Source organism: Geodermatophilus siccatus, assembly GCF_900103785.1.
In the GTDB taxonomy this organism is placed as follows: Bacteria; Actinomycetota; Actinomycetes; order Mycobacteriales; family Geodermatophilaceae; genus Geodermatophilus; species Geodermatophilus siccatus.
On the sequence record NZ_FNHE01000004.1, the window covers coordinates 135,499 to 149,709 of the forward strand.

Sequence of the window (14,211 nt, forward strand, 5' to 3'; positions counted from 1 at the left end):
CTCGGACGTGCGGTGGCGCCCGGGGCTGCCGGGGTCGGTGGACTACTTGAAGGCGTCCTTGATCTTCTCGCCGGCCTGCTTGAGGTTGCTCCTGGCCTGGTCGGCCTTGCCCTCGGCCACCAGGTCCGGGTCGTCGGTGGCGCGGCCGACGGCCTCCTTGCCCTTGCCGGCCAGCTCGTCGATCTTGTTGCTGATCTTGTCCTCGCTGCTCATGCCGGCCCTGCTACCCACTGGGACGGGCAGCATGCTGCGGGCCACCGCACCGGTGGCGTGGCACGTCGGTCCGGGCCCGCAGCGTCACGGACGTGCGCCGGGCCACCCGGCGTGGCCGGTGGGCGGGTGCCGGCACGGTCGATCTCGTCGGTGCGCTCGCCCGCCCGCTCGAGCCCCGGCGAGCAGGGCCTCCGCATCCCCGCGACCCTGCTGCCGGGCCCGGCCGCACGCGCTGGTGGGGTCGGTCGTCAGGTGGCGGCCGTGGTCGGCTGCGGGAACAGCCGGCGCAGCACGTCCGACAGCGTGATGACGCCCAGGACCGCACCGCTGTCGGTGACGACTGCCAGGTGGTTGCGGGTCTCCCGCATCGCCTTGAGCGCGGCGTGCACGGTGGTGTCGACGTCCAGGGTGAACACCGGCCGGGCGAACCCGGCCGCGGACGCGTCGTCCGGGGCGGTGAGGGTGTCGCGGACGTGCACCACGCCGGTCAGCCGCGCCCGGTCGCCGAGCAGGATGCGCAGGTGCCCGGTGCGCCGGGTGGCCTCGCGCACCGCGCCGACGCCGGCGTCGACGGCTACGGCGACCAGCGGCGCGTCCGGCGTGACCAGCTCGCGGACGGTCAGCCGCTCCAGCTCCAGAGCGCCGGAGATCTGCGCGGAGAACCGCGCGTCGAGCGCGCCGACGTTGGCCGAGTGCTCCACCAGGTGGCGCAGCGCGTCCGGGCTGTGCCCGACGGCGACCTCGTCGGCCGGCTCCACTCCCACGCGGCGGACCAGCCGGTTGGCCGCGGTGTTCAGCAGCCGCAGCACCGGACGGAACACCGCCATGAACGCCCGCATCGGCCCGGCGAGCAGGGTCGCCGAGCGCTCCGGGTGCGCGATGGCCCACGACTTCGGGGCCATCTCGCCGACCACCAGGTGGATGAAGGTCACGATCAGCAGCGCGAGGACGAAGCCGGCGACGTCGGCGGCGACCAGCGGCAGCCCCCAGGCCTCGAACAGCGGGGTGAGCCAGTGGTGCACCGCCGGCTTGCTGATCGCACCGAGCGCCAGGGTCGCCGCCGTGATGCCCAGCTGCGAGCCGGCCAGCAGCAGCGTCAGCTCCGAGGAGTTCCGCAGCGCCGCCCGCGCCGAGCGGCTGGTCGGTGCGGCTTCCTCCAGCCGGTGCCGCTTGGCGGCCAGCGCGGCGAACTCCACCGCCACGAAGAACGCGGACAGCGCGACGATGACGACCGTCGCGGCGAGCACCACCACGGGGTTGTCGCTCATCGGGTGTGCTCCTCGGCGGTCGCGGCCGTGCGGCCGGTGGGGTCGGTGGCGGTACCGGTGCCACTGTCCGGGTCGGCGACCGGGGCGGTGCGGTCGGGCAGCTCCAGGCGGACCCGGGAGGGGACGTGCCGTTCCACGGCGAGGACTGCGACGGCCAGGTGCCGGACAGCGGGGGCGTCGTCGTGGACCAGGTCACCGGGGTCGGGCGGCAGCTCGACGGTGAGCGTGGCGCCGGGCTCGGGCAGAGTGCCGGCGGCGGCCATGACCAGGCCGGCGATCGTCTCGTAGTGCCCACGTGGCAGGTCGACACCCAGGGCACGCTCGACCTCGTCGACGTGCACGTCGCCGGCCATCTCCCACACGCCGTCGCCCTCGACCGGCACGTACTCGGGGTCGACGTCGGCGTCGTGCTCGTCGGTGATCTCCCCGACCAGCTCCTCGGCGAGGTCCTCGAGGGTGATGACGCCGGCGAATCCGCCGTACTCGTCGATGACGCAGCCCATCTGGTTCCTCGTCTCGGCGAGCTGGCGCAGCGCGTCGGGCAGCGAGGTGAACGTGGACACGACCAGGCACTCCCGAGCGATGGCGATCACCGGTGCGGAGTCGGGCTCGGTGGTGGTCAACAGGTCGGCCAGGTGCACCACGCCGACCACGTCGCCGGCCCCGACGTCCCGCACCGGATAGCGGGAGTGCCCGGAGGCCATCAGCTCGCGCAGGTGGCCGAGCGTGTCGGTGCCGGCGACGGTGTCCACCCGGGGCCGGGGGATCATCGCGTGCTCGACGTCGCGGTCGGGGAAGTCGAGGATGCGGTCGACCAGCATCGACAGCTCCGCGGGCAGGTCGCCGCTCTCCCGCGACTCCTCCACGATGTGCTCCAGGTCGCGGGCGGTGGCCGCGTGCTCGACGTCGTGCACGGGCTCGATCTTCAGGGCGCGCAGCAGCAGGTTCGACGCCTGGTCGAACACCCAGATCAGCCAGCCGAACACCTTGAGGTACGCGGTGGTGGAGGCGCTCAGCCAGCGGGCGACCGGCTCGGGGCGGGCGATGGCGAGGTTCTTCGGGAACAGTTCCCCGAACAGCATCTGCACGACCGTGGAGAACAGCAGCGCCAGCACCGCACCGATGCCGACGCCGACCGCGGTCGGGATGCCGACGCCGCCGAGCAGCGCGCCGAGGGACTCCCCGATCAGGGGTTCGGCGACGTACCCGACCAGCAGCCCGGTGACGGTGATGCCCAGCTGCGCGCCCGACAGCATGAACGAGGTGCGGCGGGTGACGGCCAGGGCGCGCCCGGCGGCGGCGTCCCCGGCCTCGGCGCGGGCACCCAGCGTGGAGCGGTCGGCCGCCATGTAGGCGAACTCCTGGGCCACGAAGTACCCGGTGAGCACGGTGATCCCGCCGACCACCGCCACACCCAGCAGGAGGGAGAGCACTTCGGTCACCGGCCACGCACCCCCTCGCGGAGCTGGGGGTACGCGGCCTGGGGACTGTGATACGGGCTCATGGCTCTCTTCGGTGGAGGTGTCGTGGCGGGCCGGGAGGCTCCTCGGCTCAACGCGGCAGGGACGGTCGCCGTTCCGGCCGGCGACGCGGGTCACGGCGCGGACCCATGAGGTGACAGGTGGATCCGCGACACGGCCCGTCGAGCCGCGGTCAGGGCTCGATCAGGCCCGCGCGGATCGCGTACCGGGTCAGCTGGGTGCGGTCCCGCATCTCCAGCTTGGCGAGGACGTTGGCCCGGTGCCGCTCGACGGTCTTGACGCTGATCACCAGCAGGTCCGCGATCTCCTGCGAGGAGCGGCCCTCGGCGATCAGCTTGACCACCTCCGCCTCGCGGGCCGACAGGACGCTGCCGGGCAGGCGTTCACCGCGAGCGGCGCGCTGGAGGTACTCGCGCATGAGGGCGGTCAGCGCATCGGGGTAGATGAACGGTTCTTCGCGCACGACCGCACGGCAGGCCTCGACGAGGTCCCGGTCGGCGACCGACTTGAGCACGTACCCGGAGGCGCCGGCGCGGAGGGCCTCGAAGAAGTACTGGTCGTTGTCGTACATCGACAGCAGCAGGATGCGCGTGGCCGGAGATCGCCGGGACAGCTCCCGGGCGGCCTGCAGGCCGGTGAGCCGGGGCATGGCGACGTCGAGGACGGCGAGGTCGATGGCGTGCACGCGGGCCAGCGCCAGCGCCTCCGCGCCGTCGCCGGCCTCCGCGACGACGGTCAGGTCCGGCTCGCTGTCCAGGATCAGCCGGACGCCGCGGCGGACGAGGGCGTGGTCGTCGGCGAGCAGGATCCGGGTGGGCGCCGAGGCGGTCACCGGCCGTCCCCCGGGCGGGGCGTCGGGACCAGCAGCTGCAGCTCGGTGCCGCCGTCGGGGTGGGGCCCGACGGTGAGCGTGGCGGCGATGAGCATGGCCCGCTCCCGCATGCCGCGGATCCCCGCCCCCTCACGGCTGTCGCCGAGGCCACGGCCGTCGTCGACGACCCGCAGCTGCACCGCATCGCCGGCGAAGGTCGGTCCGAGGTCGACGCACACCCGCCCGGCGTCGGCGTGCCGGGCGACGTTGGTCAGCGCCTCCTGCGCGACCCGGTAGACGACCAGCTCGGCGTCGGGGCCGAGCGACGGGAGGTCGGGGGAGAGCCGTCGGCAGACCTCCGCGCCGGTGAGCTGGGCGTGCTCGGTCACCAGCGACGTCAGGGCGCTGACCAGGCCCAGGTCGTCGAGCACCCCGGGCCGCAGCCGGCGGGCCACCTGCCGGACCTCGTCGAGGCTCGCCCGCGCGGACTCCTGCACGAGCAGCACGTCCTGCTGCAGCTCCGCCGGCGCCCGGTCGGCCACCCGGCGCAGGCCGAGCAGGACCGCTGTCAGGCTCTGCCCGACCTCGTCGTGCAGCTCCTGGGCGACCCGCCGGCGCTCGGCTTCCTGAGCGGCCAACGCCTGTCCGCTGGAGGCGGCTCGCTCGGCCTCGAGCCGTTCCAGCATGGCGTTGAAGCTGCCGACGAGGTCGGCGGCCGGTCCGCTGCCCTGCTCCCGGAGGCGCTGGCCGGGGCGGAGCAGGTCGACGTCCTCCATCAGGTGCCGCAGCCGGTCCAGTGGCCCCAGCATCGCGCGGAGCAACAACCCGTTGGCCGCCAGCATCACGGTCAGGCCGACGGCGAGCACCACCGCCTCACGGGCCAGCACCGGCGTCGAGACGGTCGCCGGGGACGCCGCCAGCACTGCGGTGCCCACGGCGAAGACGGCGCCGTTGACCAGGCAGACACGCCAGAACAGCGGCAGCCCGCGCCCTGTCCTCAGCCCTGCCTCCTGCGCCATGCGCTGCCCCCACCCGCCGTTGCACGTGATCGACGCTGTCGAGCCTCGGGCACGGGAGCCCGCCGGCCAAGTGCCGATCACGAAGATGGGGTCCAGCACCCATCCCTGCTGCAGCCGCCCGGAAATGGGTGCTGCCACGGATGCCACCCCGGGCACCCGACCCGTGAGGATCGCGTGCGGGCCGGCGGGGCAGGCGGTTCAGGGCGTCCTCGAGGAGGTCGGGTGCACCACGTCGCTGAGGCACTCCTCGCGCTCGGCGGCGCGTTCCTCGTCTGCGGCCTGGTCGCCCGGGCCGGCGTGCCCATCGGGCTGCCGACCATCCCGCTGTTCATGCTCGCCGGCGTGCTGCTGGGGCCGCACACCCCCGGGTTCGTCCTGGTCGGCGAGCCGGCGGACCTCGAGCTGGTCGCCCGGCTCGGCCTGGTGTTCCTGCTGTTCTACCTGGGCCTGGAGTTCTCCCTCGCCCAGCTCACCTCCGGCGGACGGCGGCTCGCGGCAGCCGCCGGGGTCTACCTGTGCCTGAACATCGGCGGCGGGCTGGCGCTGGGCTTCGCGCTGGGCTGGGGGACGTCGGAGGCGTTCGTGATCGCCGGCATCGTCGGCATCTCGTCGTCCGCCATCGTCACCAAGCTGCTGGTGGAGACCCGGCGGCTGGGGAACCCCGAGACCCGCGTCATCCTCGGGATCATCGTCATCGAGGACCTCTTCCTCGCCCTCTACCTGGCCCTGCTGCAGCCGGTGCTGGGCGGCGCCTCCGGGCTGGCCGAGGCCGCGGCGGGCATCGGCATCGCCTTCGCGTTCCTGCTGGTGCTGTCCGTGGTGGCGCGGCACGGCACGCGGTGGGTCAGCGCGCTCATGCGGACCAGGGACGAGGAGATCGTCGTCGTCCTGGCCCTGGGGCTGGCGATCACCACGGCCGGCGCCGGTGAGCACCTCGGGGTCTCCGACGCCATCGGGGCGTTCATGATCGGCCTGATCCTGGCCGCCACGCCCACGGCCCGCCGGCTGCGGCAGCTGACCCACCCGCTGCGGGACGGCTTCGGCGCGATCTTCTTCTTCCACTTCGGGCTGACCATCGACGTCGGGGACGTCCTCGCCGTCCTCCCGCAGATCCTCGCCGCCGCAGGGACGACGGTCGTGCTGGCGGTCGTCGCCGGCGTCGTCGCCGCCCGGCTGCACGGCCTCGGCCGCCTCGGAGCGGCCAACATCGGCCTGACCGTGCTGACCCGCGGTGAGTTCTCGCTGGTCCTCGCCTCCCTGGCGCTGGCTGCAGGCCTGGACCCCCGGCTCGGCTCCTTCGCCGCCGGCTACGTCCTCGTCCTCGCCGTCCTCGGCCCCATCGCGGTCTACTCCTCCCCGCGGCTGGCCCGCGGGATCCCGCGCCGGCTCGTGCCCGGAGGCTCCGAGCCGGCGGGCAGGTCCAACGGCGTGCCGCTGGACCTGGACGTCGGCACCTCGTCCCTGCACGAGCTGGGCACCGACCTCCTGCAGGTCCGGGTCCTGCCCGGCTCGCGCCTGCACGGCGTCTACATGAGCGAGCTCCGCCTGCCCGACGGGGCGACCCCCGGCCTGCTCTCGCGCGACGGCGCCACCTCCGCGGTGGCTCCCCACACCCGGCTGCGCACCGGCGACGTCCTGCTCGTGTTCACCCAGCCGGCCCAGCGCCACGACACCGAACGCCGCATCCTCGCCGTCCACCGCAGCGGCAAGCTGGCCCACTGGCTGGGCGACACCGGCACGTGAACGCGCAGCCGGACCGCGACGCGCCCGGACAGGTGGGGACTCGGCGCCACGCGGATGGTCCTGCTGGCGCTCGCGGCCGTCGTGGGCGCACTGGGCCTCGTCCCCGGCAGGTCGACCCGGCGGCGGGGCGCCGTGCACCTGCTCTTCGCCGCCTCCCCGTTCCCCGCCGTCAGCCCATGACCAGCCGCTGGACAGTGGACGGGGGGGCAGGACGGCTTGCGGCCGACGGTGATGGCCGGGCTGCCGAACGGGGGTCGGCACGGTGACCGAGGGGAGTCCCGCGTCCACCAGCGACTGCTGGGCCCCGACGTCGTCGAGGGCCGTGACCTCCTGCTGGCGGAGCACGACCCGGTCGGCTGCGGGGCTGGCCGCCCGGACCCGCGCGGCGAGGGCGAGCACCCGCGGGCGCCAGGAACACCGCACACCTCCGATGAGCGAACGGCGTCATCGGCGCGCGGCACCCCCGATCGGTTGCTTTCGCCTCTTGACCCCCTCCGCAGCCGGCGTGACCGTCTCCAGTGCCCGACGGGGCAGCCTCGCCACGCTGCTGCAACTCGAGAACAGGGATCTCTTCCACACCTCGTGCGGGTGCCCGCGCGCCCCCGCAGGGCCCGGGCGGCGACAGTTCCCCACCAGGTCCTGTAGGCCTCGTGGATCCAGAGGAGGTTCTGCCATGACCCTCGACGAGAACAAGCTCAACGAGCTCCTCGGCCGCTTCGTCATCGACGTGGGCGGGAGCTACCACGCGCTGAGCGCCGTCCTCGGTGATCGGCTGGGGCTGTACCGGGCGCTGCAGAGCACCATGCCGGCCACCTCCCAGGAGGTGGCCGCCCAAGCGGGCGTTGCCGAGCGCTACGTGCGCGAGTGGCTGGCCGGTCAGGCCGCCGGGGGCTACGTCACCTACGACCCGGCCGACGGCCGCTACTCCCTCACCGAGGAGCAGGCGTTCCTCCTCGCGGACACGGCCGGGATGCAGGCGGCCTCCGCCTTCCACTGTCCGGTCGCGGTCGCCAAGAACATCGAACGGATCACCGAGGCGGCCCGCACCGGGGGCGGCTTCCCGTGGCACGACCACGACCCTGCGCTGTTCGAGGGCGTCGAGCGGTTCTTCCGCCCGGGGTACGCGATGAACCTCGTCTCCTCGTGGATCCCCGCTCTCGACGGCGTCGAGGCCAAGCTGAGGGCCGGGGCCCGGGTGGCCGATCTCGGATGCGGACACGGGTCCTCGACCCTGCTGCTGGCCAACGCCTTCCCCGCCTCGGAGATCGTCGGCTTCGACTACCACCCGGCGTCGGTGGACGTCGCGCGCAAGCGGTCGGTCGAGGCCGGGCTCGCTGACCGGGTCTCCTTCGAAGTCGCATCCGCCTCGGACTTCCCCGGCACGGACTACGACCTGGTGACGATCTTCGACGCACTCCACGACATGTCCGACCCGCTGGGCGCAGCCAGGCACGTCCGCGAGGTGCTGAAGGATGACGGGACCCTCCTCCTCGTGGAGCCGATGGCCGGTGACCGGGTCGAGGACAACCTCAACCCGGTGGGACGGCTCTACTACGGGGCCTCGACGGTCCTCTGCGTGGCGCACTCCATGTCGGCGGAACCCCGGACCGCCCTCGGCGCGCAGGCGGGTGAGGCGAGGTTGACCGAACTCCTGCACGACGCCGGGTTCGGCTCGGTCCGGCGCGCGGCGGAGACCCCCTTCAACATCGTGCTGGAGGCCCGCGCCTGATCCTGCTCATCGGTTGCACCCGCGGGACAGAGGTGGGCAGTCGCGCCAAGCCGGGGCACCACCTGCTCGGCGGTGCCCCGATGTCGGAGTGTGGCTCCTGGCCGATCCGCGACAGGGCCTCCGACCAGAGGTCCGGCCGGGAGGGCCCGATGCCCGTCGAGGGACAGCCCCGCCGGCGGACGGTGGCGATGGGGTCGCTCCACGGCACCATCTCCGGTGTGCCGACCCCCCGCATCACCCAGGACACCGCCGCCGACGAGCTGCTGAGCCGCGACCCGCCGGCCCTGCTCCTCGGGATGCTGTTCGACCAGCACATGCGTCAACGGGGCAGCTGAACGCAGGAGCGACCACGCCCACAGGCACCGCATCCGGCGTCCCGTCGGGGCTGTCGTGTCACCTGCGCCAGAACAGGTGGTGCGTCACGCCGCTCGGGCTGGGCACGACGTCGAGGTGGAAGCGGTCGAGCAGCTCGTCGGGTGAGGTCCAGAGCCGTACGCCGGAGCCGATCTCCACCGGTGCGACCGCCACGTGCATGGTGTCGACGAGGTCGGCGTCGAGGAACTGCCGGATGACGGTGGCCCCGCCGCCGAGTCGGACGTCCCGGCCCTGGGCCGCCTCCCGCGCCCGGCCGAGGACCGTGGCCGGGTCGGCGTCGACGAAGTGGAACGTGGTGTCGGAGAGCGCGAACGACGGGCGCGGATGGTGGGTCATCACGAACACAGGGGTGTGGAATGGCGGCTCGGCACCCCACCAGCCCTGCCACTCGTGGTCCTCCCAGGGGCCACGCTGAGGACCGAACTTGTTGCGGCCCATGATCTCGGCGCCGATGTTGTGGGCGAAGTCCCGGGTGAAGTAGTCGTCGAGCCCGCGGCTGCCGCCGGGATCGGTGCGGTTGGGCCAGCTCGCCGTGGCGCCGGCCCAGGCGAACAGGAGCCCGGGGTCGGCGTGGCCGAACGGCCTCTCCAGGCTCTGGTGCTCACCCGCTCCGAATCCGTCACTCGAGACGGTGAAGTTCTGGACTCTGAGCAGCTGGTCCACGTGGCTCCTCCTCGCGCGGTCGATGACAGGTGGACCGTCGGTCAGCGGGGAACTCATCGCCGCGCGGGAATGCAGGGGGTACCGGGCTGCGGCCGGCGATGCCCGAGCTGAGAACCCACGATGCGGCCTGCCCGGCGGGAAGGACGCCGCGTCGGCCGCCGGGCTCTCGCAGCCGAGCGGCTCCACCAGGGCTGGCGGTGGCCGCCACAGCGGCCAGACGTCGTCCTCCGGGCGGGTGCGGCAGGATCGCGAGCGTGCCGACCCTGCGCCTGACCCAGGACACCGCCGCCGACGAGCTGCTGAGCCGCGACCCGCTGGCCCTGCTCCTCGGCATGCTGTTCGACCAGCAGTTCCCCATGGAACGCGCCTTCGCCGGCCCCCGGCTGCTGGCCGACCGCATGGGCGTCGACCGGCTCTCGGCAGCCGACCTCGCCGACGCCGACCCCGAGCAGGTGACCGCCTGGTTCCAGGGTCCACCGGCGGTCCACCGCTACCCGGGGTCGATGGCCGGCCGCGCCCAGGCGGTGTGCCGGCTGCTGGTCGAGCGCTACGACGGCCGCGCCGAGGCGCTGTGGACCGACGTCCCCGACGGCGCCACCTTGCTGCGACGGGTGGGGGAGCTGCCCGGTTTCGGCGCGCAGAAGGCGCGGATCTTCGTCGCGCTGCTCGGCAAGCAGTACGGCGTGACCCCGCCGGGCTGGCGGGAGGCCGCCGGCGACTACGGCCAGGAGGGCTCCCGGCGGTCGGTCGCGGACATCACCGGGCCCGAGTCGCTGGCCGAGGTGCGGGCGTTCAAGCAGGAGGCCAAGCGCGCGGCGAAGGCGGCCGTGACCTCCTGAGACGGGGTGCCGGGGCGCCTGCATCGTGCGCGATCCGGTGGCACGATGGGCGGCAGACCCCGGGCTGTGCGGGGACCTGGACGCCGTCGGGACGTCGGCGCCGCAGCCCGTGGAGGGGATCCGTCGTCCGGGGAGGACGGCGGAGGGGAGGAAGCCCGTGGCCTCGAGCCAGCAGCCCGCGCGATCCCGCCGGCCGGAGCCGGTGCTCATCACCGAGGCAGCACCGAGCCTGGCCGAGCAGCACGCCGCCCGGAAGAAGCGCTACGTGATCACCATGGCCGTCCGTGGGGTGAGCCTGGTTCTGGCGGCGGTCTTCTACCAGACGCTGTGGCTGGCGATCATCTTCGCCGCACTCGGCACCGTGTTGCCGTGGATCGCGGTCATGATGGCCAACGACCGGCCGCCGAAGAAGAAGCTCGACGTGAACCGCTACACGCCGCCGCGTCCGGACCGCATCCTGGAGAACCCCGCGCGCCCGGGCCGGGTCATCGAGCACTGAAGCAGGACCCCCTGCCCCCGCCCCTCGGCTCCCTCCAGGGCACCACCGCGAGCTGGCGACCGGTGGGGCGGAAGGGGTCCTTCCGCCTGCAGGGGGCCTCACCGGGCACCGGGCCGGGCGACCACGACCGCGGCCCGCGCCAGGCCGGCCTCCAGCGCGGCTGCCGGGTCGCCGTCCGGGGCGGCCAGCCAGACCGACAGCAGCCCGGCGGTGAACGCGTCGCCCGCGCCGGTCGTGTCGACCACCGTCGCCGGGTGCGCCGGGCGGTGCACCAGCCGGTTCCCGGCGGCCCACAGCGCCCCCTCGGCGCCCAGCGTCACGACGGCGACCGGGTGGCGGGTCGTCAGCGCCCGTGCGGCCGCCGCGGGGTCGGCGCAGCCGGTGAGCAGCCGCGCCTCGTCGGCGTTGGGCAGCACGAGCGTGGCCGCCGCGGTGTCGGCCAGCCAGCGCTCGACGCCGTAGGCGGCCAGCGGTCCGGTGGACGCCGGGTCGATCGACACCGTGCAGCCGGCCGCGCGGGCGGCCGCCAGCGCGGCCAGCCCCGCGGCGCGCGGACCGGGCGCGAAGAGGGTGTAGCCGGACAGGTGCAGGTGCCGACGCGGCGGGGGGACGTCGTCCGGCGCGAGCGCGAGGTTGGCGGCGCGGTCGGCCAGCATGCTGCGCTGCCCGCCCGGCTCGACCAGGCTGACGATGGTGCCGGTGGCCGTGCCCGGGACGACGCGGACGGCCGGCGCCACCCCGGCGGCGGCCAGCTCGGCGACCAGGCCGGTCCCGGCGCCGTCGTCCCCCACGCACCCGGCGAAGGTGACCGGCGTGCCCAGCCGGGCGAGGTGGACGGCGACGTTCGCCCCGGCACCCCCGCCGTGGCTGCGGATCGACGCCGGCCGGTCGGAGCCGGGGGCGGGGTCGCCGTGGAGCAGCACGACGACGTCGGTGGCCAGGTCGCCGACGACCACGACGTCGGGCACGGTCAGCGCGGGACGCCGGCCAGGGCGGCGGCGATCCGGCCGGCCAGCTCCGCGTTGCGCAGCACCAGCCGCACGTTGACCGCCAGGGTGGCGCCCTCGCTGGCCCGGTGCAGGTGGTCGAGCACGAACGGCGTCACCGCCTTGCCGCGCACCCCCGCCCGCGCCGCCGCGGCCAGGGCGTCGGCGATCACCCGGTCGTGCAGCGCGGGGTCGAGCTGCTCGTCGTCGGGCAGCGGGTTGGCGACCACCACGCCGCCGGGGGCCAGGCCGCGCCGGGTGGCGAGCACGGCCGCGGCCTCCTCCGGCGAGGACACCGCCCAGTCCACCGTCGAGCCGGAGTCGGCGACGTAGAAGCCGGGGAAGGTCGTCGTCCGGTAGCCGACGACGGTGACCGACAGCGACTCCAGCCGCTCGAGCGTCGCGGGGACGTCGAGGATCGACTTCACCCCGGCGCAGACCACGAGCACCGGCGTGCGCGACAGCGTGGTGAGGTCCGCGGACTCGTCGAAGGTGTCCGCCGCCTCGCGGTGCACGCCGCCGAGGCCGCCGGTGGCGAAGACGCCGATGCCCGCGGCGGCGGCCAGCAGGGCGGTGCTCGAGACCGTCGTCGCCCCGCTGCGGCCCAGGGCCAGGGCCACGGGCAGGTCCCGGACGGCGAGCTTGGCCAGGTCGGAGTCGGCGCAGACCCGGTCGAGCTCGTCGGCGGTCAGGCCGACGTGCGGCGCGCCGTCCAGGACGGCGACGGTGGCCGGAACCGCCCCGCCGGTCCGCACGGCCGCCTCCACCTCGTCGGCCGCGGCCCGGTTGTCCGGCCGGGGCAGGCCGTGGGCGAGCAGGGTGCTCTCCAGCGCCACGACCGGCCGGCCGGCGGCCAGCGCCTCGGCGACCTCGGGGGAGAGCACGGGCGCGGGGGACGTCGGCGCGGCGGGCGCGCCGGAGGAGGGCAGCTGCACCCTGCCATCATGGGGGGCAGGGGAGCACCGCCCAGGAAGCGCCTCCCGGACCCGTCCCCGACCCGAGGGAGCACCGCGTGAGCAGCACCGACCTCCTCGAGAAGCCCGACGTCCGCGAGGGCGACACCGGCAACGCCAACGAGGTCTTCCACTACGTGCGCAAGAACAAGATCGCCGAGAGTGCGGTCATGGGCACGATGGTCGAGGCCCTGTGCGGCGAGGTCTTCCCGGTGACCAAGAGCCCGAAGCCGGGCAGCCCGGTGTGCCCGGCCTGCAAGGAGATCTACGAGCAGCTCCGCAAGGACTGAGGAAGGACCCCTCCGCCCCGCACCGCTCGCACGCTCGCGGCGGGACCCTGCAGAGGGGCCGTTCCCGTACGTCACCACGCTCGGCGCGCTTCCGCGATGATCGTGGAGGCCGGGTGGCGACGCGCCGTCCGGATCCGGTGTGTCGTCTCCGCACCTCCCTGATCGTCGCGGGGAGCGTCCCGGGCCGGGGGACGGCACCCGGCCGCGGTGTCGGCCGGGAGGCCGGCGATGGGCTCAGTCCTGCAGCTCGCGGGCGCGCTCGAGCTTGGCCGCTCGCCGGGCCTGGCTGCGGCGCTGGTGCCGGCGCAGCGGTGCCGGCCAGCGGGACTGGATCGTCGCGTTGAGCTCGGCGCCCAGCAGCACCGACATCCCGAAGAAGAAGCAGAACAGCAGGACGGCGATCGGGGTCGCCAGCGCTCCGTAGGGCAGCGTCGTGGTGAGGATGTCGGCCACGTAGGCGCGGGTGGCCAGCGCCGCGACGACGAAGAAGGCGACGGCCAGCACGGTCCCGGGCAGGTGCCGGTGCCAGGGCAGCCGCCGCGGCAGCACCACGTGGTAGAAGCTCGTCAGCGCCAGGAGCAGGCCGATGAGCACCACCGGCCAGTAGACGGCGTTCACCAGCACCATCGCGGTGCCCCGCCAGTCGGCCGGCAGCAGCGAGACCAGCACCCCTCGGCCGAGCACCAGCAGCGGGAGCGTGAGCACCGCCAGCAGCAGGCCGATGACGAACAGCCACAGCGCCTTCAGCCGGGTGCGGATCGGGCCGCGCACGTCGCGCTGGTCGTAGGCGATGACGACGGTGTTCATGAACGTCGCCGTCGCCGAGGAGCCGGCCCACAGCGACAGCAGGAAGCCGACGCTCACCAGGTCCAGCCGCCCCGAGCCGAGGATGTCGTCGAGCGTCGGCTGCACCAGCCCCTCGACGACGTCCGGCGTCAGCACCTCGGTGGAGGCCCGCACCAGTTCCGCCTCGATCTGGGCCACCGGGGCCTCGCCGATGAACGTGCCCAGGTAGCCCAGCGTGCCCAGCAGCCCGATCAGCAGCGGCGGCACCGAGAGGATCTGCCAGAACGCCGCCTCGGCGGAGAGCCCCAGGATGCGGTCGTGCCAGGCCTTGGCGACCGTGCGCCCGAGCACCTGCAGCGGCACCCGCAGCAGCGCGGGCCAGCCGTCCAGCCGTCCCCGCGCCGGCGGGGTCCCCACGCGGACGGCGGTGGCGCCCGCAGGCCGGTCGTCGTCGTCGGCACCGTCCTCGGGGTGTGCGGCGCCGGCCGGTCGGCCCCCGGGCAGGACGGTGCGCACCGTCCCAGTGTGCACGCCGGTCAGCCGGCCGACCGGGCCC

Annotated in this window: 16 protein-coding genes; 7 read left to right on the forward strand and 9 right to left on the reverse strand. The window is 74.4% G+C overall.

The window, feature by feature from the left end; translation table 11 throughout:
• Nucleotides 1–42: 42 nt before the first annotated feature.
• The 5 genes from BLS21_RS09240 to BLS21_RS09260 form a co-directional block, all read right to left on the reverse strand.
• Nucleotides 43–213: a CsbD family protein gene (locus tag BLS21_RS09240; RefSeq protein WP_091216831.1), complete on the reverse strand. Its 171-nt coding sequence runs from the start codon at nucleotides 211–213 to the stop codon at nucleotides 43–45.
• 248 nt (nucleotides 214–461) lie between these two features.
• Nucleotides 462–1,481, reverse strand: coding sequence for a hemolysin family protein (locus BLS21_RS09245; protein ID WP_091216834.1), 1,020 nt, complete (start codon nucleotides 1,479–1,481; stop codon nucleotides 462–464).
• On the reverse strand, nucleotides 1,478–2,923 hold the full coding sequence (locus BLS21_RS09250; protein WP_091216836.1) for a hemolysin family protein: 1,446 nt from the start codon (nucleotides 2,921–2,923) through the stop codon (nucleotides 1,478–1,480). The genes BLS21_RS09245 and BLS21_RS09250 overlap by 4 nt, the downstream gene beginning before the upstream one ends.
• A 211-nt stretch (nucleotides 2,924–3,134) precedes the next feature.
• Nucleotides 3,135–3,794: a response regulator gene (locus BLS21_RS09255; RefSeq protein ID WP_091216839.1), complete on the reverse strand. Its 660-nt coding sequence runs from the start codon at nucleotides 3,792–3,794 to the stop codon at nucleotides 3,135–3,137.
• The gene (locus BLS21_RS09260; protein ID WP_217636063.1) at nucleotides 3,791–4,792 is read right to left on the reverse strand and encodes a HAMP domain-containing sensor histidine kinase; all 1,002 of its coding nucleotides are present in this window, start codon (nucleotides 4,790–4,792) and stop codon (nucleotides 3,791–3,793) included. The genes BLS21_RS09255 and BLS21_RS09260 overlap by 4 nt, the downstream gene beginning before the upstream one ends.
• A gap of 222 nt (nucleotides 4,793–5,014) precedes the next feature.
• Between BLS21_RS09260 and BLS21_RS09265 the strand changes: the two genes are divergently transcribed.
• The 4 genes from BLS21_RS09265 to BLS21_RS25855 all read left to right on the forward strand — a co-directional run bounded on the left by BLS21_RS09265 (nucleotide 5,015) and on the right by BLS21_RS25855 (nucleotide 8,599).
• Complete coding sequence (locus BLS21_RS09265) at nucleotides 5,015–6,535, forward strand: cation:proton antiporter (RefSeq protein ID WP_091216842.1); 1,521 nt, start codon at nucleotides 5,015–5,017, stop codon at nucleotides 6,533–6,535.
• 54 nt (nucleotides 6,536–6,589) lie between these two features.
• The gene (locus BLS21_RS26190) at nucleotides 6,590–6,715 is read left to right on the forward strand and encodes a hypothetical protein (RefSeq protein ID WP_281241925.1); all 126 of its coding nucleotides are present in this window, start codon (nucleotides 6,590–6,592) and stop codon (nucleotides 6,713–6,715) included.
• Nucleotides 6,716–7,208: 493 nt separating this feature from the next.
• Entirely contained in the window at nucleotides 7,209–8,264 is a 1,056-nt protein-coding gene (locus BLS21_RS09270; protein WP_091216844.1) for a class I SAM-dependent methyltransferase, read from the forward strand.
• Nucleotides 8,265–8,413: 149 nt separating this feature from the next.
• Nucleotides 8,414–8,599, forward strand: a complete 186-nt coding sequence (locus BLS21_RS25855; protein ID WP_245700225.1) for a hypothetical protein — start codon at nucleotides 8,414–8,416, stop codon at nucleotides 8,597–8,599.
• A gap of 58 nt (nucleotides 8,600–8,657) precedes the next feature.
• On the opposite strand, the gene BLS21_RS09280 is transcribed toward BLS21_RS25855, so the two are convergent.
• Nucleotides 8,658–9,302, reverse strand: coding sequence for a dihydrofolate reductase family protein (locus tag BLS21_RS09280; RefSeq protein ID WP_091216849.1), 645 nt, complete (start codon nucleotides 9,300–9,302; stop codon nucleotides 8,658–8,660).
• Between the two features lie 254 nt (nucleotides 9,303–9,556).
• Here BLS21_RS09280 and BLS21_RS09285 point away from each other — a divergent pair, with 254 nt between their 5' ends.
• Nucleotides 9,557–10,141 carry an HhH-GPD-type base excision DNA repair protein gene (locus BLS21_RS09285; RefSeq protein ID WP_217636065.1) on the forward strand — a complete coding sequence of 195 codons (585 nt, stop codon included), beginning with the start codon at nucleotides 9,557–9,559 and terminating at the stop codon, nucleotides 10,139–10,141.
• A gap of 157 nt (nucleotides 10,142–10,298) precedes the next feature.
• On the forward strand, nucleotides 10,299–10,640 hold the full coding sequence (locus BLS21_RS09290) for a DUF3099 domain-containing protein (RefSeq protein ID WP_091216855.1): 342 nt from the start codon (nucleotides 10,299–10,301) through the stop codon (nucleotides 10,638–10,640).
• Nucleotides 10,641–10,738: 98 nt separating this feature from the next.
• On the opposite strand, the gene BLS21_RS09295 is transcribed toward BLS21_RS09290, so the two are convergent.
• Both BLS21_RS09295 and BLS21_RS09300 read right to left on the reverse strand, forming a co-directional pair.
• Nucleotides 10,739–11,608 carry a carbohydrate kinase family protein gene (locus tag BLS21_RS09295; protein WP_091216858.1) on the reverse strand — a complete coding sequence of 290 codons (870 nt, stop codon included), beginning with the start codon at nucleotides 11,606–11,608 and terminating at the stop codon, nucleotides 10,739–10,741.
• Between the two features lie 2 nt (nucleotides 11,609–11,610).
• Nucleotides 11,611–12,561, reverse strand: coding sequence for a pseudouridine-5'-phosphate glycosidase (locus BLS21_RS09300; RefSeq protein ID WP_245700228.1), 951 nt, complete (start codon nucleotides 12,559–12,561; stop codon nucleotides 11,611–11,613).
• A 77-nt stretch (nucleotides 12,562–12,638) separates the two neighbouring features.
• On the opposite strand from BLS21_RS09300, the gene BLS21_RS09305 reads away from it, so the two are divergent.
• On the forward strand, nucleotides 12,639–12,869 hold the full coding sequence (locus tag BLS21_RS09305; protein WP_091216861.1) for a DUF3039 domain-containing protein: 231 nt from the start codon (nucleotides 12,639–12,641) through the stop codon (nucleotides 12,867–12,869).
• A gap of 234 nt (nucleotides 12,870–13,103) precedes the next feature.
• Here BLS21_RS09305 and BLS21_RS09310 read toward each other — a convergent pair whose 3' ends face one another.
• Complete coding sequence (locus tag BLS21_RS09310; protein WP_091216864.1) at nucleotides 13,104–14,171, reverse strand: YihY/virulence factor BrkB family protein; 1,068 nt, start codon at nucleotides 14,169–14,171, stop codon at nucleotides 13,104–13,106.
• Between the last annotated feature and the right edge of the window lie 40 nt (nucleotides 14,172–14,211).

Excerpts from the sequence above, each read along its gene's own strand:
- BLS21_RS25855 (WP_245700225.1), top strand. The coding sequence starts at position 8,414 with ATGCCCGTCGAGGGACAGCCCCGCCGGCGGACGGTGGCGATGGGGTCG.
- BLS21_RS09245 (WP_091216834.1), bottom strand. The coding sequence starts at position 1,481 with ATGAGCGACAACCCCGTGGTGGTGCTCGCCGCGACGGTCGTCATCGTC.
- BLS21_RS09240 (WP_091216831.1), bottom strand. The coding sequence starts at position 213 with ATGAGCAGCGAGGACAAGATCAGCAACAAGATCGACGAGCTGGCCGGC.
- BLS21_RS09270 (WP_091216844.1), top strand. The coding sequence starts at position 7,209 with ATGACCCTCGACGAGAACAAGCTCAACGAGCTCCTCGGCCGCTTCGTC.
- BLS21_RS26190 (WP_281241925.1), top strand. The coding sequence starts at position 6,590 with ATGGTCCTGCTGGCGCTCGCGGCCGTCGTGGGCGCACTGGGCCTCGTC.
- BLS21_RS09260 (WP_217636063.1), bottom strand. The coding sequence starts at position 4,792 with ATGGCGCAGGAGGCAGGGCTGAGGACAGGGCGCGGGCTGCCGCTGTTC.